This window comes from Streptomyces sp. NPDC059852 (assembly GCF_042731455.1).
Classification (GTDB): Bacteria; Actinomycetota; Actinomycetes; order Streptomycetales; family Streptomycetaceae; genus Streptomyces.
Map to the genome: position 1 here is coordinate 4,051 of NZ_JBHWJK010000039.1, position 26,040 is coordinate 30,090.

The 26,040-nt window shown below is 73.2% G+C and carries 18 protein-coding genes; 7 read left to right on the forward strand and 11 right to left on the reverse strand.

Going from position 1 to position 26,040, the window contains the following annotated elements; all coding sequences use genetic code 11:
- Positions 1-107 precede the first annotated feature (107 nt).
- On the reverse strand, positions 108-350 hold the full coding sequence (locus ACFV46_RS31975; RefSeq protein WP_361925355.1) for a DUF5302 domain-containing protein: 243 nt from the start codon (positions 348-350) through the stop codon (positions 108-110).
- Between the two features lie 363 nt (positions 351-713).
- On the opposite strand from ACFV46_RS31975, the gene ACFV46_RS31980 reads away from it, so the two are divergent.
- The gene (locus ACFV46_RS31980) at positions 714-1,544 is read left to right on the forward strand and encodes an SDR family NAD(P)-dependent oxidoreductase (RefSeq protein ID WP_385500793.1); all 831 of its coding nucleotides are present in this window, start codon (positions 714-716) and stop codon (positions 1,542-1,544) included.
- A 27-nt stretch (positions 1,545-1,571) separates the two neighbouring features.
- On the opposite strand, the gene ACFV46_RS31985 is transcribed toward ACFV46_RS31980, so the two are convergent.
- The 4 genes from ACFV46_RS31985 to ACFV46_RS32000 form a co-directional block, all read right to left on the reverse strand.
- Positions 1,572-2,450, reverse strand: a complete 879-nt coding sequence (locus tag ACFV46_RS31985) for an SMI1/KNR4 family protein (protein WP_385500794.1) — start codon at positions 2,448-2,450, stop codon at positions 1,572-1,574.
- Positions 2,447-2,779: a deoxyxylulose-5-phosphate synthase gene (locus ACFV46_RS31990; RefSeq protein WP_376727856.1), complete on the reverse strand. Its 333-nt coding sequence runs from the start codon at positions 2,777-2,779 to the stop codon at positions 2,447-2,449. Before ACFV46_RS31990 ends, ACFV46_RS31985 begins: the two co-directional genes overlap by 4 nt.
- Before the next feature lie 66 nt (positions 2,780-2,845).
- Positions 2,846-6,760, reverse strand: a complete 3,915-nt coding sequence (locus tag ACFV46_RS31995) for a glycoside hydrolase family 2 TIM barrel-domain containing protein (protein ID WP_385500795.1) — start codon at positions 6,758-6,760, stop codon at positions 2,846-2,848.
- 94 nt (positions 6,761-6,854) lie between these two features.
- A complete protein-coding gene (locus ACFV46_RS32000) occupies positions 6,855-8,792 on the reverse strand; it encodes an ABC transporter ATP-binding protein (RefSeq protein ID WP_385500814.1) in 1,938 nt (645 codons plus the stop codon).
- Between the two features lie 143 nt (positions 8,793-8,935).
- On the opposite strand from ACFV46_RS32000, the gene ACFV46_RS32005 reads away from it, so the two are divergent.
- Together ACFV46_RS32005 and ACFV46_RS32010 are read left to right on the forward strand one after the other, a co-directional pair.
- A complete protein-coding gene (locus tag ACFV46_RS32005; protein ID WP_385500796.1) occupies positions 8,936-9,700 on the forward strand; it encodes a crotonase/enoyl-CoA hydratase family protein in 765 nt (254 codons plus the stop codon).
- A gap of 299 nt (positions 9,701-9,999) precedes the next feature.
- On the forward strand, positions 10,000-11,094 hold the full coding sequence (locus ACFV46_RS32010) for a mechanosensitive ion channel family protein (RefSeq protein ID WP_361925344.1): 1,095 nt from the start codon (positions 10,000-10,002) through the stop codon (positions 11,092-11,094).
- A gap of 41 nt (positions 11,095-11,135) precedes the next feature.
- On the opposite strand, the gene ACFV46_RS32015 is transcribed toward ACFV46_RS32010, so the two are convergent.
- Positions 11,136-12,701, reverse strand: a complete 1,566-nt coding sequence (locus ACFV46_RS32015) for a M1 family metallopeptidase (protein WP_385500797.1) — start codon at positions 12,699-12,701, stop codon at positions 11,136-11,138.
- Positions 12,702-12,946: 245 nt separating this feature from the next.
- Here ACFV46_RS32015 and ACFV46_RS32020 point away from each other — a divergent pair, with 245 nt between their 5' ends.
- A complete protein-coding gene (locus ACFV46_RS32020; RefSeq protein ID WP_385500799.1) occupies positions 12,947-15,166 on the forward strand; it encodes an NADP-dependent isocitrate dehydrogenase in 2,220 nt (739 codons plus the stop codon).
- Positions 15,167-15,313: 147 nt separating this feature from the next.
- Positions 15,314-16,111 (forward strand): N-formylglutamate amidohydrolase, encoded by a 798-nt coding sequence (locus tag ACFV46_RS32025; RefSeq protein ID WP_376727862.1) that lies wholly within the window; start codon positions 15,314-15,316, stop codon positions 16,109-16,111.
- A 120-nt stretch (positions 16,112-16,231) separates the two neighbouring features.
- Here ACFV46_RS32025 and ACFV46_RS32030 read toward each other — a convergent pair whose 3' ends face one another.
- Genes ACFV46_RS32030 through ACFV46_RS32040 form a run of 3 tightly spaced genes read right to left on the reverse strand, consistent with a single transcriptional unit; the run spans position 16,232 to position 18,785 of the window.
- Positions 16,232-16,723: a hypothetical protein gene (locus tag ACFV46_RS32030; protein ID WP_376727863.1), complete on the reverse strand. Its 492-nt coding sequence runs from the start codon at positions 16,721-16,723 to the stop codon at positions 16,232-16,234.
- Positions 16,720-17,295, reverse strand: a complete 576-nt coding sequence (locus ACFV46_RS32035; protein WP_361925339.1) for a sigma-70 family RNA polymerase sigma factor — start codon at positions 17,293-17,295, stop codon at positions 16,720-16,722. The genes ACFV46_RS32030 and ACFV46_RS32035 overlap by 4 nt, the downstream gene beginning before the upstream one ends.
- A gap of 59 nt (positions 17,296-17,354) precedes the next feature.
- Positions 17,355-18,785, reverse strand: a complete 1,431-nt coding sequence (locus ACFV46_RS32040) for a S8/S53 family peptidase (protein WP_385500800.1) — start codon at positions 18,783-18,785, stop codon at positions 17,355-17,357.
- A gap of 146 nt (positions 18,786-18,931) precedes the next feature.
- Between ACFV46_RS32040 and ACFV46_RS32045 the strand changes: the two genes are divergently transcribed.
- On the forward strand, positions 18,932-21,499 hold the full coding sequence (locus ACFV46_RS32045) for a CHAT domain-containing tetratricopeptide repeat protein (RefSeq protein ID WP_361925377.1): 2,568 nt from the start codon (positions 18,932-18,934) through the stop codon (positions 21,497-21,499).
- A gap of 61 nt (positions 21,500-21,560) precedes the next feature.
- On the opposite strand, the gene ACFV46_RS32050 is transcribed toward ACFV46_RS32045, so the two are convergent.
- Positions 21,561-23,351 (reverse strand): LuxR C-terminal-related transcriptional regulator, encoded by a 1,791-nt coding sequence (locus ACFV46_RS32050; RefSeq protein WP_385500801.1) that lies wholly within the window; start codon positions 23,349-23,351, stop codon positions 21,561-21,563.
- Positions 23,352-23,446: 95 nt separating this feature from the next.
- Between ACFV46_RS32050 and ACFV46_RS32055 the strand changes: the two genes are divergently transcribed.
- Positions 23,447-24,532, forward strand: coding sequence for a M12 family metallopeptidase (locus tag ACFV46_RS32055; protein ID WP_385500802.1), 1,086 nt, complete (start codon positions 23,447-23,449; stop codon positions 24,530-24,532).
- A 95-nt stretch (positions 24,533-24,627) separates the two neighbouring features.
- Here the strand turns inward: ACFV46_RS32055 and ACFV46_RS32060 are convergent, their stop codons facing one another.
- Positions 24,628-26,040 carry an NtaA/DmoA family FMN-dependent monooxygenase gene (locus ACFV46_RS32060; RefSeq protein WP_385500803.1) on the reverse strand — a complete coding sequence of 471 codons (1,413 nt, stop codon included), beginning with the start codon at positions 26,038-26,040 and terminating at the stop codon, positions 24,628-24,630.

Here is a 26,040-nt window from a genome sequence, read left to right on the forward strand (position 1 = left end):
CGGGGGGGGCCAAAAATATATATATGGGTCGTCACCGGGGGACATAACGGTGCGGGCGCGCCCCCCACGGCCCGGCCCCCTCTTCGGCTCTCTCCCCGGAGGTGGGATCAGCCGCCGCTCTTCCGGCGGAACGACCGCTGGCTCGCGGCCGGGCCGTGGGCCGAACGCACCTTCGACGCGTTCGCGTGCCCGGCGACCTCGGCCGCGTCGGCCTGGGCACCGCGCCTGCGCGCCAGGGCCTCACGGAACTTGCGCTTCAGGTCGTATGCGCCGTCGTCGTCCGGTGTCAGCGAGGACGTCTCGGCGTCGGCCGGTTCCGAACCTTCCGTGGCGGGCTGCTCTGCGGTCATGGTGACCTCCTGGGTTCGGCGGGACGGGCGGGCCCAGCTTGTCATGCCGGGACGCCGTCAGGGGCGTTCGCGTGGCCGTTCCAGGTGATGCCCCGTCATTCCGGCCACATGGCGGGGGCGTTCAGGCCACGGGCCTCCGCCACGGCCGCCGACGGTCCCGCGCATCACCGCGCAGGCGTACGAGCGGTTCGGCACACCGGGCCGCCTCCACACGTCGCCCACGCGGTGGCCTCGCCCGACGGTCGTCCGTGCGGCGCGCCGCCACGTTTCACCTCCGGCCCGCCGGGTCACCCGGCGCCGGCGGGCGCCCGCTCCGGGAACCCCGCCGGCCCGGCGCCCGGCGACGACGGAGGGATCACACGCATGACATCGCACGACGCACCCGGCACGGCCCTCGTGACGGGGGCCTCCTCCGGGATCGGCTGGGAGTACGCGACCCGGCTGGCCGGACGCGGCCGGAACCTGGTCCTGGTGGCCCGGCGGGCCGAGCGCCTGGAGGCCCTGGCGCGGGACTTGCGCGCGGACGGCGTGACCGGCGTCGAGACGCTGGTGGCGGATCTCGCCGACCCGGACGACCTGGCCCGCGTCGCGGAGCGGGTGTCCGGCGACGACGTGGACCTGCTGGTGAACAACGCCGGCATCAACGGCTACGGACCGTTCGCCGAGGCCGACGCCACCCTCCTCGACCGCGTGCTGAGGGTGAACGTCGTGGCCCTGACGGCGCTCACACGGGCCGCGGTGCCGGGCATGCTGACGCGCGGCCGGGGTGCCGTGATCAACGTGGCGTCCCTGCTGGCGTTCGCCGGCGACCTGCCGCCCGACCCACTCCCCCGGCGGGCCGTCTACGCGGGTACGAAGGGCTACGCGGTGACCTTCACGCGCACCCTCGCCGCGGAACTGGCCGGCACGCCGGTACGGCTCCAGGTCGTCTGCCCCGGTCTGACGGCGACCGAGTTCCACCTGGGCGCCGGGGCCACCCCGGTGAGCGGCGAACGCCGCACCCACGACGAGGGCGGCATGCCGCCGGAGGACGTGGTCACGGCCTCCCTCGCGGCCCTGGAGACCGGCGAGGTCGTCTGCGTCCCCGGCCTGACGGACCCGGACGCGGTGTCCCAGCTGGCCTCGGCGGAACTGGAAGTGCGCAGGGGGTCGGGTGGGCGGGCGGCGGAGCGCTATCGGCGCGGGGCTGCGTAGCCCGGTCCCCCGCGACCCTCCGGCCGGCTAGGTCTCTCTGGGTGTGTCCTCCGTCGCGACCGCTCCCCAGGCGGGAAGCGCCTCACCCCGGGACGCGCTGATCCGGGTCACCTCGCACCGCATCCTCCGGACGGCGGCGAAGAGGCGCCGACCGGCCTCCGGAGCGTCCTCAGGGGGGAACGAGATCCGGATCTGGTGCGGACGGGCCATGTCGTACGTCAGCAGCCAGTCCGTACCGACGGTGGCGAAGTGATCCTGGCCCGCGTCGCCCTGTTCCGATCGCCAGGTGCCCCGGTCCACGGTCGGCGCCAGCGCGTCCCGCAGGATCGCCAGGCGTCGCTCGTGATCGAGGGGGCCCTCCGTGAGGCGCAGGCAACGGTGAAGACGGGGCCGGAACGCGGTGAACCAGGGGGCCGGCCCCGGCTCCATGTCCGCGAGCAGCCGGGAGCTCACGCGTCCCCTGGCCCACTCCTCGATGAACGCCGCGGTACCCATGGGATGCGTCTCGTACCGGCCGTCCCTGCTCCACACCACGACGGGCCAGCGGTCGGGGGTGCCCGTGGTGAGCCAGCAGAGCCGGTCGGCGTCGATCGTGCCGCCCCAGATCAGCAGTCCGCCCGGAGCCGGATGGAGAGGGTACGGGGAGCGTTCCCGGTCCCTCTCCGCCGTACCCGACCGCCTGCCGCTCTGCCATGCCAGACCGTTGTACCGGCTGGTGCCGAACGGGGTGTGGAGCCGGAGGTAGTCGCAGAACTCGCCCCAGCCGTAGGCCGCGACGAGGTGCCTGTAGTCCCCGGGCAGCCGTGTCCCGAGCGCGGCCTCGCCGGCCGGCCAGTCTCCTCGGGCGTCGACGGGCACCGTGGGTGGGGTCACGAAGCGTGCCAGGCTCGCGGCGGTCTCCGTCATGGCACGTCGTAGCGCACGAGCGCACGGGCGAAGGGCTCGCCCGTGCGGCGGGCGTACGTCAGCCGTGCGCGTACCTCCCGCAGCGTGCGCGGACGGAACCCCGGCCCGCCGCAGCAGCTCTTGTGGAAGCGGACGCCCGCGTGGAGCAGGACGCCGAGCACGCGCCACGCCTCGCGGTCCCGGCGTGGCGGCGCGGCGAACGCCGACCCCGCGTGGATCAGCGTCCGCGCACAGCGCGGGCAGACCCGGCGGGGCCGGTCCCTGTCGTAGGGCTGCTTGTACGAAGCCCTGCAGGGGAGGCAGACGAAGGCGGTTTTGCCGTGGGACATGCCGTCAGACTAGGTGTCCGCCCGGACGCACTCGACAGATTTTCCCGGCGGCGCCGCCTCGCCCCGTCACTCCAGCGCGGTGGGCCGCCGCCACGCGCGCATCGCCTCCGACGCGTTCCGCAGCGGGCGCAGGCGGTACGTGTAGGAGTAGTCCCGGTCGGCGAACAGCTTGTACTCGTCGTGCGTGTGCGCGCCCCAGCTGTCGTCGCCGCCGACGCCCATCTGGCGGTGGGCGATCCGCAGGACGGCCTCCTCGCGCGGGGTCAGCTGGTAGGCGTGGCGGGCGCCGGTCGACAGGTCCTCGGGGGTGAAGTGCGAGGCGTTGACCTCGACGAGGGGTTCGCCGGTGACGAGGAGGCCCGGGCCGTGGCCGCCGGTGAGGGCGAACCAGCGGACGTCGGTCCGGTTGCCGTTCTCCTGCGGGCGCAGATAGGGGGTGCCCTGGCCCGGGACGGTGCCCGAGTACAGGCCGACGTCGGTGGCGTCGTTACGGTCCCAGTGGTTCTCCTCGGGGCCGCGTCCGTAGTAGCGCAGCTTCTCCAGCCGGGCCGGCAGGAGGAGAAGGGTGCCGACCTCGGGGATGTACGGGAGTGAGGCCGCGCCCGGGTGGAGGGTGTTGTCGACCTTGATCTCGCCGTTGCCGAAGACGGTGTACGTGGTGGTGTACGTCGACGGGGTGGTGGTGGGCAGGGTGCCGGTGACCTCGATCTCCACCGCCCGGTCCCGCACGGCGCGCACGGTGACGTCCGTGACCTCGCGGTGGGTGCCGGCGTCGCGCCAGGTCTGGTTGCGGGTGTGCTGGCCGTTGCCCCGGTCGTTGTCGGTGGGGGCCCGCCAGAAGTTCGGGGCGGGGCCGGAGACGAGCAGGGGGGCGCCGTCCGCCTCGTACGACGTGATGACGCCGGTCGACTTGTCGATGGTCGCCGAGAAGTTCCGGCCCTTGACGGTGACGGCCTTCTCGCCGTCGGTGTGGCGCACGGCGGGGACGCTCGCGAGCGGGACCGGGGTCACCGCGGGGGCGTCCGCGTCGACCGGGAGCTGCTTCCCGGCGATCTCGAAGCCGGGCTCGGCCCATTTCGTGCGTTCCCGGGTGGTGAACGACAGCCGCAGGAAGTACTCGGTGCCCGGTGCCGGCTTTCTCGGCACGTCGAAGGGGACGGTGATCCGCTTGCTGGACAGCGGTGCCACGTCCAGCTGGGACCGGCTGAGGCGGCCGTGCCGGACGACCTCGCCGTCGGCCACCAGCTCCCACCGTCCGTCGAAGGCACGGAGGTTCGTGAACAGGTACTCGTTGGTGAGGGTGAGCGCGGCGCCGGGCGCGAGCGCCTCGCCGTCGGCGGGGGCGGCGTCGATCGCCTGGTACACCCGCTTGACCTCGGCCGACTTGCCGGTGAGTGTCCGGTCGGCGGTGACGATGCCGTCCCCGGAGAACGCCCCGTCGTTGGGGATGTCGCCCCAGTCGCCGCCGTAGGCGAGGAACGTCTTGTCGCGGGGGCGGCGTTCGGTGACCTGGACGGTGGCCGCGTCGAACCAGAACCGTACGCCGTCGTCGCCGCTCCCCCGTCCCTCGTCGGCCAGTTCGGCGGCGCTCAGGGCGCGGGCGTACACGCGGGCCCGTCGTACGGTGCCGCTGAACTCGCGGGTCGGGTTGTCGACGTCGGTGCACAGGGCGAGCGGCGCGGTGTTGTTCGCGGGGCGGCGGGTGGTGGTGCGGGTGGCGCGGACCTGTCCGTCGACGTACAGGGTGAGGGTGCCGGCGGTCGCGTCGAAGACGCCCGCGACGTGGTGCTCGCGGCCGGTCCAGTCGCCCGGCAGTCCCCAGTTCACCGCGGTCCACTGCCCGTCGGAGTACAGGAAGAACTCCAGGGCCCGGTCGCTCTGTTTGAGGGCGTACTGGGTGTCGCCCTTGGCGATGACCGGTTGGTGGCCGCCGGTGTGGCGGGGGGTGATCCAGGCTTCGAGGGTGAGGGAGCCGGTGAGGTCGAGGCCCTTGTCGCGGGCGAAGACGGTGCCGCCGGAGACGCCCTCGCCGCGGGTGAACGTGCCGGCGGGGGCGACGGTCTCGCCGCGCAGGGCGGCCGGGCCGGACTCGGTGAACAGGGTGCGCGCGGGGGTGGGCCACTCGAGAGCCTGGTCGGCGAAGTCCCAGATCCAGCCGCCCTGGAGGACGTCGTGGCGGCGTACGACGTCCCAGTACTTCTTGAAGTTGCCGCTGGAGTTCCCCATGGCGTGCGAGTACTCGATCATCACGTACGGCCGCCGGTCGGCGGTGTCCGCGGCGCGGGCCTCGACGCGTGCGGGGCTCTCGTACATCGCGGAGCGGATGTCGCTGACGCCGGGCCGGTCGTCGCCCTCGTACTGGATGACGCGGGTGGGGTCGTAGGAGCGGATCCAGTCGTGCATGGCGCGGAAGGTGCTGCCGCCGCCGGCCTCGTTGCCCAGCGACCAGATGACCACGGCGGCGTGGTTCTTGTCGCGGTGGACCATGGCTCGGGCCCGGGCCACGCACGCCGTGGTCCACTCGGGCTGGTCGCCGGGGTAGCGGTCGCGGATGCCGTGGGTCTCCAGGTTGGTCTCGCCGACGAGGTACAGGCCGTACTCGTCGGCGAGTTCGAGCCACTGCGGGTTGTTGGGGTAGTGCGAGGTGCGGACGCTGTTGATGTTGAGGCGTTTGATGACCTCGATGTCCTTGACCATGTCGGCGCGGGTGAGGGCCGAGCCGTGGACCGGGTGCATCTCGTGGCGGTTGGTCCCGCGGAAGGAGACGGGCTTGCCGTTGATGCGCATCAGGCCGTCCTTGAGGGCGAACTCCCGTACGCCGACCCGGTGGGAGAGGGTCTCCACCACCTTGCCCGCCGGGTCGCGCAGGCGGAGCACGGCCGTGTAGAGGTACGGGTCCTCGGCGGACCAAAGCCGCGGGTGGGGCAGGGACTTCGCGGCCTCCACGGTCTTCTCGCCGCCGGCGTCGAGGGTGGCCGTCTGCCGTAGCGGCCGGGACCACACCGGGTGCCCGTCCGCGTCGTACAGCTGGGTCTCCACGGTGTACTCGCCGGCGCCCCGCCCGCCGTAGTCGCGGACGCTCGCGGTCACCGACAGTTCGGCCGCCGTGTAGTCGTCGCTCAGCGGTGTGGTGAGGCGGAAGTCGCGCAGGTGCACGGGCGGCGTGGAGTACAGGTGGACGGACCGGAAGATGCCGCTGAGGCGGATCATGTCCTGGTCCTCCAGCCAGTCGCCGTCGGAGTAGCGGTAGACCTCGACGGCGATCTGGTTGGTGCCCGGCCGCAGATACGGGGTGATGTCGTACTCGGCGGGGTCGTAGGAGTCCTCGTGGTAGCCGGCGAGCTGCCCGTTGATCCATACGTAGTGGGCGGACTTGACGCCCTCGAAGTGCAGGAAGGTCCGGCGTCCCGCCCAGTCGCGGGGGACGGTGAACGTGCGCCGGTACTGGCCGACGGGGTTGTAGCGGGTGGGGGCGGCGGGTGGCTGCGCGTCCTCGCCGAGCCCGTTGGGGCCCCACCAGGGGTAGGTGATGTTGACGTAGATCGGCCGGTCCCAGCCGTGCAGTTGCCAGGCCGACGGGACGGGGATCGTGTCCCAGTCGCGGTCGTCGAGGTCGGTGCGGTGGAAGTCGGTGTCCCGGTCCTCGGGCCGCTCGGCGTACGCGAACTTCCAGGTGCCGTCGAGGCTCAGCCGGTACGGCGAACGGGTGCGGTCGGCGGCGAGGGCCTGCCGGACGTCGGCGTACGGCATGAGCGTGGTGTGCGGGGGCTCGGCGCCGACCTGGAAGAGGCCCATGGCGCCGTTCCATTCGGGCGGTTCGGCGCCGGTGCCGCTCCCGTCGGCCGCGTACGCCGCGGCGGAGGTGCCGGACACGGCGAGCGCGCCGAGCAGGGCGGCGCCGCCCTCCAGCAGACGGCGGCGGCTGACCGGGACGCGGGGCAGGGGCGACGGGCCGGCGGGAGTGGGGGGAGTGATCGGCATCGACGGCGGCCTTCCTCTGGACGACGGTGCGGCGCTGCACGGTGGTGAGGGAGCGTCAGATCATGTGCGGTGCTGTGGGGAAACCGAACGCACCCTAGGTCGCCGACCCGGTGGAAGCAATGATGCTGTCGTTGTCTGTTGGTTCCTGAGGGGTGTGCGGGCCGACCTTGGCCGAAAGCGGTTGCTGGAACTGGGTGCGGTACAGCTCGGCGTAGCGCCCGCCGGCCGCCAACAGCTCCTCGTGCGTGCCGCGTTCGGCGATCCGTCCGCCCTCGACGACGAGGATGAGGTCCGCCGTGCGCACGGTGGACAGCCGGTGGGCGATGACGAGCGCGGTCCGTCCCTGAAGCGCCTCGGCGAGGGCCTCCTGGACGGCCGCCTCGGAGGTGTTGTCGAGGTGGGCGGTGGCCTCGTCGAGGACGACGACGCGCTGGCCCGCCAGGAGCAGCCGGGCGATCGTCATGCGCTGCCGCTCGCCGCCGGACAGGCGGTAGCCGCGCTCGCCGACGACGGTGTCGAGGCCGTCGGGCAGGGACCGGACGAGGCCGTCGAGGCGGGCGCGGCGCAGCGCGTCCCAGAGCGCGGTGTCGTCCGCCGAGGGGCGGGCCAGCAGCAGGTTGGCGCGGACGGTGTCGTGGAAGAGGTGCCCGTCCTGCGTGACCATGCCGAGCGTGGTCCGCAGCGACGCGGCGCTCAGGTCGCGCACATCGACCCCGCCGAGGCGTACGGCGCCCGCGTCGACGTCGTACAGGCGCGGCAGGAGCTGGGCGATGGTGGACTTGCCGGCGCCGGACGAGCCGACCAGGGCGACGGTCTGTCCCGGTTCGGCGCGGAAGGAGACGCCGCGCAGGACCTCGTCGCCGCCGCGGGTGTTCAGGGTCGCGACCTCCTCCAGGGAGGCGAGGGAGACCTTGTCGGCGGACGGGTAGCCGAAGCGCACGCCGTCGAACTCGACGGACACCGGGCCGTCGGGAACGTCCCGGGCGTCCGGCTTCTCCTCGATGAGCGGCCGCAGGTCGAGCACTTCGAAGACGCGCTCGAAGCTGACGAGGGCGCTCATGACCTCGACGCGGGCGCCGGCGAGCGCGGTGAGCGGCGCGTACATCCGGGTCAGCAGGAGCGCGAGGGAGACGACGGCGCCGGCCTCCAGGGTGCCGCGCAGCGCGAACCAGCCGCCGAGGCCGTAGACGAGGGCGAGGGCCAGGGCGGAGACCAGGGTGAGCGCGGTGATGAACACGGACTGGGCGGTGGCGGTGCGCACCCCGATCTCGGCGACGCGGCGGGCGCGGGCGGCGAACTCCTCCGATTCCTGTTCCGGGCGTCCGAACAGCTTGACCAGGGTGGCGCCGGGCGCCGAGAAGCGTTCGGTCATCCGGGTGCCCATCGCCGCGTTGAGTGTGGCCGCCTCGCGCTGCATCCGGGCCATGCGGTGGCCCATGCGCCGCGCCGGGACGACGAAGACCGGGAGCAGGACGAGGGAGAGCAGGGTGATCTGCCAGGAGAGGGTGAGCATGACGGCCAGGGTGAGGACCAGGGTGACGAGGTTGCTGACCACGCCGGACAGGGTGTTGCTGAAAGCGCGCTGGGCGCCGATGACGTCGTTGTTGAGGCGGGAGACCAGCGCTCCGGTGCGGGTGCGGGTGAAGAAGGCGACGGGCATGCGCTGTACGTGGTCGAAGACGGCCGTGCGCAGATCGAGGATGAGTCCCTCGCCCAGCCTGGCCGACAGGCGTCTGCCGAGGATGCCGAGGGCGGCCTCGGCGACCGCGATCACCGCGATCAGCAGGGCGAGGCGGACGACGGCGTCCTCGTCGCCGCCGCGGACGATCGTGTCGACGACGTCCCCGGCGAGGACGGGGGTGGCGACGGCCAGCAGCGCGGTCAGCACCCCCAGCACGACGAACAGCGCGATCCTGCGGCGGTGGGGGCGGGCGAAGGCGGCGATACGGCGCAGCGTGACGCGACTGAAGGGGCGGCGCTCCCGTTCGGCGCTCATGACGCTGTGCAGCTGGGTCCAGGCGGTCGTTTCCATGCTCATGCGGGAAACCTAGGACCTCGAGCAATGTTGAGGTCAAGGCCGACGCGATCCGGGCAGGTGTGCGATCTCCGGTGGTAGGCGGCCGGGCCGCTCAGTACCGTACGAGATCCGTCCAGGGACAGGGAAAGGACCCCGCCATGCCGGTCCGCGTCGAGCGTCAGGGGCACGTCACCACGGTCGTCCTCTCCCGTCCGGAGGTGCGCAACGCCGTGGACGGGCCGACGGCCACCGCGCTCGCCGCGGCCTTCCGCGCGTTCGAGGCGGACGACGAGGCGCGGGTGGCGGTGTTGTGGGGTGAGGGCGGCACGTTCTGCGCGGGCGCGGACCTCAAGGCGATGGGCGCCGGGCGGGGCAACCGGGTCGCCGAGGACGGCGACGGGCCGATGGGGCCGACGCGGCTGCGGCTGTCGAAGCCGGTGATCGCGGCGGTCTCCGGACACGCCGTGGCGGGCGGTCTCGAACTGGCCCTGTGGTGCGATCTGCGGGTCGCCGAGGAGGACGCCGTGTTCGGCGTGTTCTGCCGCCGCTGGGGCGTGCCGCTGATCGACGGCGGCACGGTACGGCTGCCCCGCCTGATCGGTACGAGCCGCGCGATGGACCTGATCCTGACCGGGCGGCCGGTGCCGGCGGCGGAGGCGCACGCCATCGGGCTGGCCAACCGTGTCGTCCCGGCGGGGCGTGCCCGCGCCGAGGCGGAGGAACTGGCCGCCGCCCTGGCCGAGTTCCCCCAGGACTGCCTGCGGGCCGACCGGGCGTCGGTGCTCGACCAGGAGGGGCTCGACGAGACGGCCGCGATGCGGAGTGAACTCCGGTACGGCATGGAGGTGTTGGCGGAGGGCATGGAGGGTGCGGCCCGCTTCGCGGCGGGCGCCGGACGGCACGGGTCGTTCACGGACAGGTGACGAGGCACGGGCGCCGGGCACGCGCCCCGACCGCGCCTCTGTACGACACCGATGCCCCGGTCGCGCCTCGAAGGCGGCGGGCGTTGCGGGGAGAATGCCCGGAAGCGGCCGGTGCGGCCGCCGCCGGGCACGAACTGTTGTGCGCGATACGGCAGGATGAGCCCGCGCGCCGGACACGGGGGACGACGGGGGCGGCGCGACGGCACATCGCGGAATCGAGCAGGGGACAACGTGACGACACCTCATATCGCGCCGCCGGCGGCGCCGCCGGCCACCGCCTTCCACCCCGGGGGTGACCGGTGAAGCGCGCGCTCACGGTGGACGACCTGGTGATGGGCGGGATCGCGCTCGCGGCGGGCCTGCTGGCGGCGCTCGCGCTGCGCGTCCTGTTCCGCTGGCTGCGCAAGCACGCCGACCGCACCCGCTGGAGCGGTGACGACCTGATCGTGGACGTGCTGCGGACCGTGGTGCCGTGGGCGGCGTTCCTCGGCGGCGCTGCCTCGGCGGGTGCGGCGCTGCCGCTCACCCGGACGGTGCAGCGGCACGTGAACCAGTCGCTGACGGTGGTGCTCATCTTCGTGGTGACGCTGGCGGCGGCGCGCGGGATCGCCGGGGTGATGCGGTCGGTCACGCAGTCCCGCCCCGGGGTCGCCGGCTCCGCGACGATCTTCGTCAACATCACCCGGGTGCTGGTGCTGGCCATCGGGTTCCTGGTGGTGCTGCAGACGCTGGGCATCTCCATAGCGCCGATGCTGACCGCGCTGGGCGTCGGTGGTCTGGCGGTGGCGCTGGCGCTCCAGGACACCCTGGCGAACCTCTTCGCGGGCATCCACATCCTGGCCTCGAAGACGGTCCAGCCCGGCGACTACATCCGGCTCGCCAGCGGCGAGGAGGGCTACGTCGAGGACATCAACTGGCGTCAGACGACCGTGCGGGCGCTCTCCAACAACCTGATCGTCATCCCCAACGGGGCGCTCGCGAAGACGAACATGACCAACTTCATGCGTCCCGAGCAGCAGTTGACGATCCTGGTGCAGGTCGGTGTGGCCTACGACAGCGATCTCGACCTGGTCGAGCGGGTGACCGCCGAGGTCGTCGCCGAGGTGATGAAGGACGTCGAGGGGGCGCTGCCGGACCACGAGCCGGTGATCCGCTTCCACACCTTCGGCGACTCCCGGATCGGCTTCACGGTGATCCTCGGCGTCGGCGAGTTCAGCGACCAGTACCGGATCAAGCACGAGTTCATCAAGCGGCTGCACCGGCGCTACCGCCGGGAGGGCATCCGTATCCCGGCGCCCACCCGCACGGTGGCGATCCAGCAGGGCGCGGTGGCCATCCCGCAGCAGCGCCTCGCCGGGGAGGCGGACGAGATCGCTCCCGTCCGCCTCGACTGACGGCGGGGCCGCCCCTTCGGGGTGGCCCTACCGGGTTGCCCTTACAGGGTGGCGGAGTTGTCGTGGCTCCGGGCGGGCGTACGGCGGCCCGGGGCGAGCGAGGCGCTCACCGGGGTGACCGTCCAGTCCGGGTGGCCGGGCATCCGCGGCGTCTTCGTGCCGTACAGCCAGTCCCGGAGGAATCCGCCGAGGTCCTGGCCCGCGACCTCGGAGGCGACGGATATGTAGTCCTCCGTCGACGCCGACGCGTTGCGGTGGCGGGCGAGGAAGGTGCGCTCCAGGGCGTTGAAGGTGGCCTCGCCGACGAGGTTGCGCAGCGCGTACAGCACGAGGACGCCGCCGAGGTAGCGCTGGCTGTCGAACAGGTTGGCGGCGTTCGGGGCCGCGACCGGCCCGGAGGTCCGGCGCCACTGGTCGCCCTGGGCGTAGGTGTTCTTCATCCGGGCCTCCATGGTGGAGAGCCCCAGGGAGTCGGTCCAGCCGCGCTCGTAACGGTAGAGCAGGCCGTAGAAGTCGGCGTGGCCCTCGTTGATCCACAGGTCGGACCAGTCGGCGGGGCTGACGCTGTTGCCGAAGTAGGAGTGGACCAGCTCGTGCATCATGTGCGAGCCGATCTTGGACTCCTCCTGGAGGAGGTAGTTCGGCTTGTACAGGGTGAGGGTCTGGGTCTCCAGGCCGGTGAAGTCGAAGGCGTTCGGGGCGTCCGAGTTGCAGGGCAGCAGCCCGTACGTCTCGAAGGGGTAGGCCCCGAGGCGCGCCTCCAGCCACTCCACCAGGCCGGGCGTCAGCGCGAGGGCCGGCTCCAGCGCGGCGGCGCGGGCGGCGGGGACGACGTCGCGCAGGGGCAGCCCGTGCGGGCCCTGCCGCTCCTTGATCACATAGTCGCCGACGGTGATCTGCACCAGCTCGGTGGCCATGGGCTCGCGCGAGCGGTAGGTGTACGCCGTACGTCCACCGGACAGGGTCTCGGTGCGCACGAGCAGGCCGCTCGCGACGCCGCGCAGCCCGGCCGGGACGGTGACGCGGAAGGTGAAGTCGGCCTTGTCGGTCGGGTGGTCGTTGCAGGGGAAGACGGTGTGGGCCAGGTTCGGCTGGCCGCAGACCGCGAACCCGTCGAGGGTGTCGACCCACCCGGTGAGCGGCTGCGGGATGCGGCGCGGGTCCGCCGAGTACTCCACGCACACGGTCGTCGCGGACTTGTCGGGCAGCGTCCGCGCGGGCGTGACGCGCAGCTTCTCGCCCACCTGCTCGAAGGTGGCCGCGCGGCCGCCGACGCGGACGGAACGGATGTCGAGGCCGAGGCAGTCCAGGGCGAAGCGGGACAGCGCCTGGGTGGTGCGGATCCTCAGGGTGACCTTCGCGTCGACCAGGCGGGTCGCGGGGTCGTAGGAGAAGTCGAGGTCGTACGCGCCGACGCGGTAGCCGTCGTTGCCGAGAGCGGGATAGACGCGGTCGCCGAGGGTCTCCGCCCCCGGGGTGCCGGACTTCTTCGTGGCCGCCGGCTCCCCCGCCGTCGGTGCGGCCTGGGCCGAGGGGGCGCCGGCCAGGGCCGCCGCGGTGCCGATGAGGGCGGCCGCCGGGGCCGTCACTCGGGTGCGATATCTCATGGTCCGCCTTCGCTGGGGCGGCCGGGTGGTCAGGACCGGCCGCCGGTCGGTGATCTCCCTACATGACTGCCGAACCGCGCGATCAGGTTGCACGGAGGCCATCCGTCCGTTTGCGTGGATCCGGACGGGGACCGATCGGGCCCCGCGCGGCATCCGGCGCCCGTGGCCGGACCCCTGTCGAGGACGGGTCGGTCACGAGATATCTTGATGTCGAGCAATGTTGCAGACGTGGAGCGGAGCACCCGGTGACTGACTCGACCATCATCTATACGCACACTGACGAGGCCCCGGCCCTGGCGACGTATTCCTTCCTGCCGGTGGTCCAGGCGTACGCCTCGCAGGCGGGCGTGCCCGTGGAGACGCGGGACATCTCGCTGGCCGGACGCATCATCGCGGTGTTCCCGGAGTACCTGACCGAGGACCAGCGCATCCCGGACGCCCTCGCCGAGCTCGGTGAGCTCGCCAAGACGCCCGCGGCCAACATCATCAAGCTGCCGAACATCTCGGCGTCGATCCCGCAGCTCAAGGCCGCCATCGCCGAGCTCCAGGGCCAGGGCTACGCGCTCCCGAACTACCCGGACGACCCGAGGACCGACGAGGAGCGGGAGATCCAGGCCCGCTACGACAAGGTCAAGGGCTCCGCGGTGAACCCCGTCCTGCGCGAGGGCAACTCCGACCGCCGCGCCCCCGCCTCGGTGAAGAACTACGCCAAGACCCACCCGCACCGCATGGGCGCCTGGACCCCCGAGTCCAAGACCAACGTGGCGACCATGGGCGAGAACGACTTCCGCTCCACCGAGAAGTCCGTCGTGATCTCCGAGGCCGGCGCGCTGCGCATCGAGCACGTCGCCGAGGACGGCACCACCACCGTCCTGCGCGAGTCGGTGCCCGTCCTGGAGGGCGAGGTCGTCGACGCGTCCGTGCTGCGCGTGGCCGCGCTGCGCGAGTTCCTCACCGCGCAGATCGCCGAGGCCAAGGCCGAGGGCGTGCTGTTCTCCGTGCACCTGAAGGCCACGATGATGAAGGTCTCCGACCCGATCATCTTCGGTCACGTGGTGCGTGCCTTCTTCCCGAAGACCTTCGAGCGCTTCGGCGCCGCCCTCGCCGCCGCCGGCCTGTCCCCGAACGACGGCCTGGGCGGCATCTACAAGGGCCTGGAGTCGCTGGCCGACGGCGCCGAGATCAAGGCGTCCTTCGACGCCGAGCTGGCCGAGGGCCCGGCCCTGGCGATGGTCGACTCCGACAAGGGCATCACCAACCTGCACGTGCCGTCCGACGTCATCGTCGACGCCTCCATGCCGGCCATGATCCGCACCTCCGGCCACATGTGGGGCCCGGACGGCCAGGAGGCCGACACCCTCGCGGTGCTGCCGGACTCGTCGTACGCCGGTGTCTACCAGGCCGTGATCGACGACTGCCGCGCCCACGGCGCCTACGACCCGTCGACGATGGGCTCCGTCCCGAACGTCGGCCTCATGGCGCAGAAGGCCGAGGAGTACGGCTCCCACGACAAGACCTTCGAGGTCAAGGCCGCCGGCACGGTCCGCCTGGTCGACCAGGGCGGCGACGTGCTGATCGAGCAGCCGGTCGCCGCGGGCGACATCTTCCGCGCCTGCCAGACCAAGGACGCGCCGATCAAGGACTGGGTGAAGCTGGCCGTCACCCGCGCCCGCGCCACCGGCGACCCGGCCGTCTTCTGGCTGGACGAGACCCGCGCGCACGACGCCAACCTGATCGCCAAGGTGAAGCAGTACCTGCCGGAGCACGACACCGAGGGCCTGGACATCCGGATCCTCGCCCCCGTCGAGGCGACCAAGCTGTCGGTGGAGCGCATCCGCCGCGGCGAGAACACCATCTCGGTCACCGGCAACGTGCTCCGCGACTACCTGACCGACCTCTTCCCCATCCTGGAGCTGGGCACCAGCGCCAAGATGCTGTCGGTCGTCCCGCTGATGGCGGGCGGCGGCCTGTTCGAGACGGGCGCCGGCGGCTCCGCGCCGAAGCACGTCCAGCAGCTGGTCAAGGAGAACTACCTGCGCTGGGACTCCCTCGGTGAGTTCTTCGCGCTGGTGCCGTCCCTGGAGCAGTTCTCGACGGCGACCGGCAACGCCAAGGCGAAGGTCCTCGCCGACACCCTCGACCGCGCCACGGCGACCTTCCTCAACGAGGACAAGTCCCCGACCCGTCGCGTCGGCGGCATCGACAACCGCGGCAGCCACTTCTACCTGTCCCTGTACTGGGCGCAGGAGCTGGCGGCCCAGACCGACGACGCCGACCTCGCCAAGGCGTTCGCCCCGCTCGCGGAGACCCTCGCGGCGAACGAGCAGAAGATCGTCGAGGAGCTGAACGCGGTCCAGGGCGAGCCGGTCGACATCGGCGGCTACTACCAGCCCGACCCGGCCAAGGCCGCCGCGGTCATGCGCCCGTCCGCCACGTGGAACGAGGCGCTGGCGTCCCTGAGCTGACGCCTTCGCCGCACGATTCCGCCCCGGCCGGTCCTTCCGGCCGGGGCGGAGCCGTGTCCGGACCGTCCCGCGTGCGCCGGGGCCGTTGTCAGTGGCGTGTGGCACCTTGATCGTCGTACCTCACCGACAGCACCTTCGGAGCAGCGCATGAGCGTCGTGCCGCCCTCGTTCGACCACCTTCCCGGCGACCCCGCGTCCCCGGTGATCCTGCACGTGCCGCACTCGTCGCGGGAGATACCGGCCGGGGTGCGGTCCGGGATCGTCCTGGACGACGCCGCCCTGGAGCGGGAGCTGGACCACATCACCGACGCGCACACCGCGTCGATCGCCGAGGAGGCGGCCCGGGCGGCCGGGGTCACCCCGTGGCGGTTCGTGAACCGGCTGTCCCGGCTCGTCGTCGATCCCGAACGGTTCCCGGACGACCGGGAGGAGATGCTGGCCGTCGGGATGGGCGCCGTGTACACGCGGACCACGCACCGGGAGCCGCTGCGCCCCGACGGCACCGACCCCGAGCCGCTGGTCGAGCGCTACTTCCGGCCGTACGCGCAGGCCATGACGGAGGCCGTCGCGGACCGGCTGGCGGCCACCGGACGGGCCGTCGTCGTCGACGTGCACTCCTACCCGGCGGACCCGCTGCCGTACGAGCTGCACGCCGACGGCCCCCGGCCGCCGGTGTGCCTGGGCACCGACTCCTTCCACACACCGCCCGCGCTGCTCGCCGCCGCGCGCGAGGCGTTCGCGCCGTGCGGGGAGACCGGGCTGGACAGCCCGTTCGCGGGGACGTACGTGCCGCTGGAGTTCTACGGCGCGGATCCGCGGGTGTCCGCCCTGATGGTCGAGATCCGGCGGGACACCTACATGACGGAGCCGGGCGGTCCGGCCGGTCCCGGACTCACCCGGCTCGCGGGCGCGCTGGCGGCGCTGGTGGACGCCGTCACCCGCTGATCCCGGGTCGTGTCCGCGAAGTCCCGTCGTTCGCCCGCAGGGCGGGCCGAACGGTGTCCGGGGCGTGCCCTGGGGAGCGTGCCGGGCGCCGGGAGCCCGGCCTGATCGACAAGACGCCCCCTAGGCCCGCGTCCACTCCGTGACGACGACCTCCGCGCCGGTCCGCAGCCGCAGGGCGAACGGGCCGGTGAGCGGGGCGTCGCTGGAGAAGCGGCCCATGGCGTCGGCATCGACCGCCACGGCCGTCTGCGGCCCGCCCAGCACCTCGACACGGACGGGCCGCGGCGGCAGCACCTGCCCCATGAGGCCCTGCGCGGTCACCTCCACGTCCACGGTCACCTCGCCGGCCCGGAAGGTCAGCATCCGGGGGACGTCCTCGGCCCCCCTCACCGGGATGGCGTCGACCACCGAGTCGAAGGTCAGCTCGGCGATCCGGGCGTCGAGGTCGTGCAGCGCGAAGGCGGCTACGGCGATCTCCCGCAGCTGCGCCGGGACGGGGTCGAGGATGGCGGCCGCCTGGCGCAGCTCCGCCTCCAGCGGCTCGCCGTCGAACCCGTCGTCCTCGAAGGGCTCCCGGCCCTCCGGCGTCTCGTCGTGCAGGTCGTCCGTCACAGCGCCCCCCGTGCGTCGAGCCGCGCCCGCAGTCGGCGCAGACAGCGCTGGCGCAGCGGTCCGATACTGCCGACGGCGATGCCCAGCGCGGCCGACACCTCCTGGTAGCTCGGCGGCGGCGTCGCCATCAGCACCCGCAGCAACTGGCGGCAGCGCTCGCCCAGTTCCTCGAACTCCTGCCACATCCAGCGGATCCGTTCGCTCTCGGCGGCCGCCTCCTCCGCGTCGAGGACCGACTGCTCGGGCGTGCGCTCCTCGCTGACCCGGTCGAGCAGCTGCGGATCGCTCGTCACGGTCAGCCGCCGCAGACTCTTGAGGACCTTCAGGCTCTCGTGCCGCGCGGTGCTGGCGAGCCAGGAGCCGGCCTTCTCCGGTTCCCGGATCCGCCCCAGGTTCTGGGCGAAGCGGAACCACACGGTCTGGTACACCTCGTGGGCGTCGGCCTCCCCCAGCCGGTGGGCCCGCACCACCGACCACACCAGGGGGCTCAGCCCTTCCACGAGCGCCTTCCAGGCCGCCGCGTCGCCGTCCCCGGCGGACCGGACCAACGCGCCGACGTCTGCACGGTCCACAACCCCACCCCTCGTGTACGACACGTCATCGTACGCCGCGGAGGGGGCCGTTCCGACCGTCATGACCCGGCGGCCGGAGCGCCGACGGGCACGGGGCGCCAGGTCGTGGGGCGCAGGGCCGGCACATGCGCCCCGCGCACCTCCGCGAAGCCCGACGAGGCGGCGAGCATCTTGTACCGGGCGACGCGCGGGTCGTTCTCCGCCTGCGCGGACATGTGCGCGGAGATCATCCCGGCGACGAGCGGGGTCGCGAACGAGGTGCCGCTCCAGTGCGCGTGGCCGTCGAACGTCACCTGGTCCGGCTTGGCGCCGGGGTCCTGCTCGCTGAGCACCCCGGTGTGGCGCGGCGACTGGCAGGTGCAGGAGTAGCCGAAGCCGTAGCGGCAGGCGTCGTAGGTGGAGTGCTGGTAGACGTACGGCACGGGCCGCTCGAAGCCGGTGAGGACACTGGTGAGGCGCTCGCCGGGGGCGTACACCTTCACCCAGGCGCCGTGGTTGCTGAAGCAGGCGCCGAACTCGCCGTCGGCGCGCAGCGCCCCCACCGACAGCACCGCGTCCTGGTAGTCGGGCAGGTCGGCGTAGGCGGCGGGCCAGAAGGGCGTGGCGCTGCCGTTGTTGCCGGCGGCGGCGACCAGCAGGGTGCGCTGCCCGCGCAGTTCGCGCATGAACGCCTCGATGCCGAGCAGTCCGTCGGTGCGGCCGTTGGAGGTGCCGGCGGAGAGGCTGAGGATGTCGGGCCAGCCGCCCTGGTCGACGGCCTCGAAGAGCTTCTCGCCGAACTCGGACTCCAGGATGGCGCCGGCGTCGTTGAGGGTGTTGCGCACGGTGATGGAGGTGTTGGGTGCCACGGCGGCGACGAGTCCGGCGATGAACGTGCCGTGTCCGACGTACTGCTGGAGGACGCCGTCGTCGTCGCACTCCTGGAGCTGAAGGTCGCCGTCGGTGTGGGCGAGCAGCGGGGAGGACCGGAAGTCGTTCATGAGCCCGGTGTCGACGACCAGGACGCCGACGGCGCTGTCCGCGTCCCAACCGCCCTCGACCGGTGCCGGGTTGAGCCCTTCGCCCTGACCGACGGGAACGGGTTCGTCGCCGGGGCAGGAGTTGACGGCGATCGACACCAGGTGGTTGCGGCTGACGAGCCGGCGCCCTGCGCGCCCCTCGACCTCCCGCAGGGCGCGCAGGGCGTGCGCCACGGGCCGGTCGCCGCCGCGGTCGCCCTCCCCGGGGTCGCCGACCTGGATGCGGGTGATGCCGGAGCGGTTGGTGCGGGGGCTCGCGCGGCGCACGTGGTCCTGCACCAGTTCGGGCTGGGCGGTGAAGTGGGCGCGGACGGTGTCCTCGACGAGGGCGGCGTCCTCGCCGTCCCGGACCAGCACATAACCCTTCTCGTAGATGAACTCGGCCGAGTCGTCCGGTCCCATCGCGAGGGGGGTGTCGGGCATGGAGCGCTGGATCTGCTCGAACTGCTCGTGGAATCGCTGTGGTGCCATGGATGTCCTCCCGATGGGGCGACGGTCGTCAATCAGAGCCGTGGGACGCCTGATTGATACAGCGACAAACCGTGTGGCACGGTTCCGGGGCAACTACCATCCGTGGAGTGACAGCGGGAAGCGAATCGGTTCTCGAACTGCTGCCGATGGTGTTCGCCGCCCCGAACGACGCGCTGGCGAGGGCGGAGGGCGTGCTCGACGCCGATCCGTCGCCGTTGCACGCCTCCGTGGCCCATCAGGTGATCGGCATCTGGCAGCGCGACTGGGGCGACATGCGGATCGCCCTGCACCATCTGCGGCGTGCCCGGGATCTCGCGGCCCGCGCGGAGTCGGCCGAGCGGGAGGCCGACGTCCTGGCGGCGCTCGGGGTCGCCTTGGTGCACGCGGGGCGCACTCAGCAGGGGCTGGCCGCGCTGGAGCGCGGGGTGGAGCGCGTCAGCGGGCATCCGCGCGCCCGCGTGCTGTTCCGGCGTGCCTACGCCCGCTGGGTGCTGGGGCACCACCGGGAGGCGCTGGAGGACGTCCGCCGGGCGATCCCGGTGCTGCGGCAGGCCGATGACGTGATCTGGACGGCGCGGGCCCTGACGCTACGGGCGACGGTGCACCTGGCGCTCGGCGCGGTGGACCGGGCGGACGCCGACTTCACGGCGGCCGGGACGCTGTGGGACACGACGGGCCAGGAGCACGACAAGGCGGACGCCGTGGAGAGCCGTGGGCTCGCGGCGTTCCGGTCGGGTGACATCCCGGCGGCGCTGCGCCTCCTCGACGAGGCCGAGGAGCGCTACGCCAAGCTCGGCACCCCGACGTTCATGCTCAGCATCCGGCGCTGCGAGGTGCTGATGGCCGCCGGTCTGGCACCGGAGGCGCTCGCCGAGGCGGACGCGGCGATCGCCGTCCTCGACCGGATCGGCGGCCAGTCCACCCGGAAGGCCGAACTGCTGCTGGCGGCCGCGACGGCGGCCCGGCTCGCAGGGGACGCGCACACCGCGATCGCGCGCGCCGACATGGCCGTACGGCTGTTCACCGGACAGCGGCGGCCCTGGTGGGAGGCCCACGCCCGGCTGGTGCTGATCGAGGCGCGGGTGGCCGCCGGGCGCGGCTCGGGCCGGCTGGTCGCCGACACGGCCGCGGTCGCCGAGCGGCTGGCCTCCTTCGGCGCGCCCGCCGCACCGGAGGCGTCGCTGCTCGCGGGCCGGATCGCACTCCGTCTCGGCTGGCGGGCCGACGCCGAACGGCACCTGGCGCTCGCCGCCCGCAGCCGGCGCAGCGGGCCGCCGCTGGCCCGGATGACGGGCTGGGCGGCGCAGGCGCTGCGGGCCCGGGCGGCCGGGTCGGGGCGCGGGGTGCTGGAGGCGTGCCGGCGGGGACTGGACGTGCTGGACGCGCACCGGATGACGCTGGGCGCGTCCGAGCTGCGGGCGCGGGCGAGCGCGCAGGGCGCGGAGCTCGCGGCGCTGGCGCAGCAGGCCAGCCTGGAGACCGGCGGCCCGCGGCGGCTGCTGGTGTGGAGCGAGCGCTGGCGGGCGACGGCCCTGTCGGCGCCCCCGACCAGACCACCGGCCGACCCGCAGCTCCAGAGCGACCTCACGGCGTTCCGGGAGATCGCGGCACGGGCCGAGGCCGCCCGGATGGACGCCCGTCCGGTACCGGCGCTGGAACGCGAACAGCGGCGCCTGGAACGGGAGATCCGCGCCCGGACGCTGCACATGCGGGGCGACGCCCCGGGCGACGGGCACCGTTTCGAGCCGGGGCGGCTGCTGGACCGGCTCGGGGACGACGTACGGCTGGTGGAGCTCGCCGTGCTGGACGGGCGGGTCCAGGTGCTGCTGTGCGGGCAGGGACGGGTGCGCCGGTACGAGGCCGGGCTGCTGGCGGAGGCGGAGGTGGAGGCCGAGCACGTCCAGGCCGGGCTGCGCCGGCTCGCGCATCCGGGGGCGGAGGCGCGACTGCCGGTGGTCGAGGCGGCCGGGCGGCGCCTTGAGGAACTGCTGCTGGGGCCCGCGGCGGCCCAGCTGGGCGACGGTCCCGTGGTGGTCGTGCCGCCGGCCCGGCTGCACCGGGTGCCGTGGGCGCTGCTGCCGTCGCTGCGGGAGCGGGTGGTGAGCGTGTCGCCGTCGGCGACCAGCTGGCTGCGGGCCCGGGAGACCGAGCCGCCGCCGCGGGGCCGGCATGTGCTGGTCCGCGGGCCGGGGCTGGCGACGGGCGGTGCCGAGGTGCCGCACCTGGCCGTCCGGTACGGCGGCGCGGTCGTCCTGGAACACGCCGACGCGCGGGTGCCGCGGGTGCTGGAGGAACTGGACGGGGCCGAACTGGCGCACATCGCGGCGCACGGCGCGTTCCGGGCCGACAGCCCGCTGTTCTCGTCGCTGCGGATGGCGGACGGCCCGATCGTCGTGCACGACTTCGAACGGCTGGACCGCTCCCCGTACCGGATCATCCTGTCCTGCTGCGACACCGCCCGGTTCGCGTCGGTCGGCGCGGACGAACTTCTGGGCCTGGTCACGGCGTTGCTGCCGCTGGGCACGGCGGGCGTGGTGGCGTGCAGCGCGCCCGTGAACGACGCGGCGGTGGTCCCGCTGATGCTGGCACTCCACAAGGGCCTCGACGCCGGCCTGTCCCTCGCGGAGGCCCTGCGCGACGCGAGGTCGGCCCTCCCGGCCGACGCGCTGCACCGGGCGACCGGCTGGGCGTTCACGGCGTTCGGGGCGGCTTGAGGGGCGACGGGGCCCAAGTACGCTCGCCTGGACGGCGTTCGGTGGACTGGGACGGGGTTCGTCAGACCGGGCACGTGTCCTGGGTGGACAGCAGCCAGGGGAGGGCGCCCCGGTCGTTCGCGCCGAGGCGGGCGTAGGCGCTGTACAGGTGGTTGCCGACGGTCCGGACGGACAGGGTGAGTTTCTCGGCGATCTCCCGGTTGCTCAGGCCGACGGCCGCCAGGTCGACGATCTGCCGTTGCCGGGCGGTGAGTTCACCGACGGCCAGACCGGACAGCGCGGGCGTGCGGGCGCCCTGGCAGCGGCGGGCGAGCGCGACCGCGCGGGTGCGGGACGTGCGGGCGGCGCGCGGATCGCGGTGCGCGCGGGCCGCCTGCGCGTGCGCCTCGGCCGCGAACAGCAGGAAGCCGCGCGCCCCGAGCTGCTCGGCCACCCGGTCCAGGGCGTCGCCGTCTCCGCGTGCCAGGGCGTCGGCGTGCGCGGCGAAGACCCCGGTGAGGCGGCCGGCGGCACGCCCGGGGGCGCCGAGGCGGACGGCGTCGTACGCGTCGTCCTCCGTCGACGTCGGCCGGGTGACCGCCCCACCCCCGTGAGGGCGGCCACCCGAGATCGTGGGCACGGTCGGGGCGTCGCCCGACTGTGCTGTGGCAAGGGCCAGTTCGCGGCGGCAGGCGGTGTCGCCGGTGCCGTCGCGGAGCCCTTCCCTGGCCCAGGCCGCGGCCTCCCGCAGCTCACCGCGCAGGCGGGCGTAGCGGGCGCGTACGGCCGCGTACCCGGCGGGCGGCGGTGCGCCCTGCGCGACCAGCCACTCCCCCACGGGCGCGGCCACGGTCCGGACGTCCGCCCGTTCGATCCGGCCGAGAAGCGCGGTCCGCTCGGCCTCCAGGGCGGGGCCGCACCGGTCCGGGGTACGGGACAGGCGCCGCGCCCTCAGCCGGCCCGCCGTCGCCCGCAGGACCGGGCCGTGCAGGGGGTGCGCGAGCCGGACGGCGCCCCGGTCGTCGACGCGGACGAGGCCGTCGGCCTCCAGTCGCTCCAGCGCGCGCAGGTCGAGCGCGTCCCGCTCCGGGTCGACGGGCAACGGCTCGGCGAACGCGAGGCGTTGCAGCGTCTCGCGCTCCGCGGGGCAGGACCGGTCCAGGAGCCGGGCAGTGCGTTCGCGCACGGTCGCGGTGACCGGCAGCGGCCCGCGCCACGCCCAGCCGTCCGTGCCGTCGACCCGGCTGAGCAGCCCCCGCTCGCGCACCGCGTCGACCAGGTCGCGCAGCAGGCGCAGATCGCCCTGGCACAGGCGGTGCAGCCGGTTCACGGTGAGCGGCTCCAGGCCGGCGGCGCCGGGTACGCCCGCCAGCAGGTGCGCGGTGTCCTCCCGGGACAGCGGCTCCAGGGTGAGGCGGGGCAGCAGGTCGCCGGTCCAGAGGCGGGAGACGGCGGCCGGGGCGGGTGCCCCGTCGGTGGTGACGACGACGAGGCGGGTGCCTCCGTGGACGGCCAGCTGGTGGACGAGGGCTGCGGAGGCGTCGTCGAGCAGATGCGCGTCGTCGACCACGAGCAGCCGTACGTCGGACAGGTGCCGGCAGGCGTCGTGCAGGGAGACCGTCCCGGGGACGAGGTGGGCGAACGCGGCGAAGCGGAGGCGCCGGGTCTCGGGAGTGCCGGCCACCCGGGCGCACCCGGTCCCGCGCGTGGCCTCGGCGACGAGCCGGGACTTGCCGCAGCCGACCGGTCCGGTGACGACGACGCCGTCCCGGCCCGCGCCCAAGGAGGCGCGCACGACGTCGAGTTCGCCCTCCCTGCCGGTGAACGGCCAGGGCGGATCCAGGGTCCTGACCGCGCGTTCGTAGCTCGTCACGGTATTAGGAGCACGGTGACTCAGGTCTGATACACCGGTACTTGAGTAGCCCTCGACTCAGGCGTGCGGGGCGCCGCGACGGCACCCTTGGGGGCATGACCGCTCGCTACTGCTCCCTCCCGCAGCAGTCGGCGCCGGCCTTCGCACCGGGGCTGGCCGCCGGGCGGCTCCACGCGCTCGTCTCCGGCCACCGTATGTGGGTGAACGGCACCGTCCTGCACTACTGCTTCTTCGACCGGGACACCGACACGTCCGTGATCGCCGGCCCCGGTACGGGCCGGACGCGGGCGGTGTCGTGGGTGGGCGGCAAGGAGCAGCGGGACGTTGTGCGCGAGTGCTTCCAGGAGTGGGGCGACCTCGGGATCGGGCTGTCGTTCGTGGAGGTGGACGACCGGTCGGAGGCGGAACTGCGGATCGGCTTCCAGACCGGCGACGGCTCCTGGTCCGCCGTCGGCCGGGACGCGCTGCGCGTGGGTCTCGACGAACGCACCATGAATGTCGGCTGGGACCTGACCGCGCCCGGGGAACGCGGGACGGCCCTGCACGAGATCGGGCACGCGCTGGGCATGCTGCACGAGCACCAGAGCCCGTTCGCCGGGATCCACTGGGACGACGAGGCGGTCTACACGGACCTGGCGGGGCCGCCGAACTTCTGGAGCCGGGACACGACGTGGTTCAACGTCCTGCGCAAGCTGGACGCGCACGAGGTGAACGGCTCCGTCTGGGACCCGCACTCGATCATGGGGTACCCCTTCCCGGCGGGGCTGATCCTGGAGCCCGAGCAGTTCCGCGTGGGCCTCAGCCCACCGGGCGTGCTGTCGTCCGCCGACAAGGACTTCGTCCGCCGCTGGTATCCGCCGGACCCGGTGCGAGAGCCCCGCGAACTGGTGCCGTTCCGTTCGGTGCCCCTGCGGCTCGCGCCCGGCGCCCAGGCCGACTTCACGATCGAGCCTCCGGAGACACGCACCTACACGGTGGGCACCTTCGGGGACGCCGACACCCTCCTCGTGCTCTTCGAGGAACGGGACGGCCGCCCCCGCTACCTCGCGGGAACGGACGATGGTGGCACCCCGCACAACGCCACGGTGCGGACCCGTCTGATCAAGGGCCGCCACTATGTGGTCCGGGTCCGTATGTACTCCACCTGGGGCTCTGGCGAGACAGCGGTCATGTGCTGGTGACCCATAGGTGAACCACCCACAGTCCAGCGCCGGGGGGACGGGCCGGACGCCGCCTTCGGGGGAGGGCGACGTCCGGCCCGACCGTGCCGGGCGGGTCAGGACGCCCGGCGCCGCTCCCCCTCCGCGTCCGGGTGGGACAGGCCCAGGTGGTCGCGGAGGGTGGGGCCCTCGTAGTCGGTGCGGAAGACGCCCTGGTCCTGGAGGAGCGGGACCACCTTGTCGGCGAACTCGTCCAGGCCCGTCGGGGTGAGGTGCGGGACGAGGATGAAGCCGTCGCTCGCGTCGGACTGGACGTACTCGTTGATCGTGCGGGCGAGTGTCGCCGGGGAGCCGACGAAGTTCTGCCGGTTGCCGGTGTGGATGACCAGGTCGCGGATGGACCAGTTGTTCGCCTCGGCCAGGGCGCGCCACTCGCGGGCGGTGGCGATCGGGTCCCGGTACATGCGGACCTGGGCGCGGCCCTGGGCGATGTGGCTCTCGGTGACGTCCGGGTCGACGTCGGGCAGGGGGCCGTCGGGGTCGTAGGCGGAGAGGTCGCGGTTCCAGACGAATTCCAGGTGCCGTAGGGCGGTGGCTCCGCTGACCTGCTGGCGGCGTACCTCGCGCGCGAGTTCCTCCGCCTCGGCGTCGGTGTCGGCGAGGGCGAAGGTCGCCGCGGGCAGGATGAGCAACTGGTCGTTTCGGCGGCCGTACTTGGCGAGGCGGGACTTGACATCGGTGTAGAAGGCGCGGCCCGCCTCCAGGGTGCCGTGCCGGCTGAAGATGGCGTCCGCTTCGGCGGCGGCGAACTCGCGGCCCTCGTCGGAGTCGCCGGCCTGGAAGATGACGGGCCGGCCCTGCGGTGGGCGCGGGACGTTGAACTGGCCGTGGATGTCGAAGTGCTGCCCGGTGTGGGTGAAGGAGCCGGCCTTGGCGTCCTTGAGGAAGGTGCCGGTGGCCTGGTCGGCGACGATCTCGTCGCCGTGCCAGGAGTCGAGGAGTTCCTTGACGGTGGCGAGGAACTCCTTGGCGCGGGAGTAGCGCTCCTCCTGCGGCAGGAAGCCGCCGCGGCGGAAGTTCTCGCCGGTGAAGGCGTCCCAGGAGGTGACGACGTTCCAGGCGGACCGTCCGCCGGAGAGGTGGTCCAGGCTCGCGAACTGGCGGGCGACCTCGTAGGGCTCGTTGAAGGTGGAGTTGATGGTGCCGGTGAGTCCGATGCGTTCGGTGACGGCGGCGAGCGCGGTGAGCACCGTGAAGGTGTCGGGGCGGCCCACGACGTCGAGGTCGTAGATCGTCCCGCCCTGTTCGCGCAGCCGGAGGCCTTCGGCGAGGAACAGGAAGTCGAACTTGGCGCGTTCGGCGGTCCGGGCGAAGTGCGCGAAGGAGCTGAACTCGATGTGGCTGCCGGCCCGGGGGTCGCTCCACACGGTGGTGTTGTTGACGCCGGGGAAGTGGGCTGCCAGGTGGATCTGCTTCAGGGGCTTCGAAGGGGTCGGAGAATCCTTCGCCGGGTTCGGGGGCTTGGTCAT

Bases quoted from the DNA above. Each gene is read 5' to 3' on its own strand.
- ACFV46_RS32060 (WP_385500803.1), bottom strand. From the start codon at position 26,040: ATGACCAAGCCCCCGAACCCGGCGAAGGATTCTCCGACCCCTTCGAAG.
- ACFV46_RS32005 (WP_385500796.1), top strand. From the start codon at position 8,936: ATGCCGGTCCGCGTCGAGCGTCAGGGGCACGTCACCACGGTCGTCCTC.
- ACFV46_RS32045 (WP_361925377.1), top strand. From the start codon at position 18,932: ATGGTGTTCGCCGCCCCGAACGACGCGCTGGCGAGGGCGGAGGGCGTG.
- ACFV46_RS32025 (WP_376727862.1), top strand. From the start codon at position 15,314: ATGAGCGTCGTGCCGCCCTCGTTCGACCACCTTCCCGGCGACCCCGCG.
- ACFV46_RS31995 (WP_385500795.1), bottom strand. From the start codon at position 6,760: ATGCCGATCACTCCCCCCACTCCCGCCGGCCCGTCGCCCCTGCCCCGC.
- ACFV46_RS31985 (WP_385500794.1), bottom strand. From the start codon at position 2,450: ATGACGGAGACCGCCGCGAGCCTGGCACGCTTCGTGACCCCACCCACG.
- ACFV46_RS31980 (WP_385500793.1), top strand. From the start codon at position 714: ATGACATCGCACGACGCACCCGGCACGGCCCTCGTGACGGGGGCCTCC.
- ACFV46_RS32055 (WP_385500802.1), top strand. From the start codon at position 23,447: ATGACCGCTCGCTACTGCTCCCTCCCGCAGCAGTCGGCGCCGGCCTTC.
- ACFV46_RS32015 (WP_385500797.1), bottom strand. From the start codon at position 12,701: ATGAGATATCGCACCCGAGTGACGGCCCCGGCGGCCGCCCTCATCGGC.
- ACFV46_RS31990 (WP_376727856.1), bottom strand. From the start codon at position 2,779: ATGTCCCACGGCAAAACCGCCTTCGTCTGCCTCCCCTGCAGGGCTTCG.
- ACFV46_RS31975 (WP_361925355.1), bottom strand. From the start codon at position 350: ATGACCGCAGAGCAGCCCGCCACGGAAGGTTCGGAACCGGCCGACGCC.
- ACFV46_RS32000 (WP_385500814.1), bottom strand. From the start codon at position 8,792: ATGGAAACGACCGCCTGGACCCAGCTGCACAGCGTCATGAGCGCCGAA.
- ACFV46_RS32040 (WP_385500800.1), bottom strand. From the start codon at position 18,785: ATGGCACCACAGCGATTCCACGAGCAGTTCGAGCAGATCCAGCGCTCC.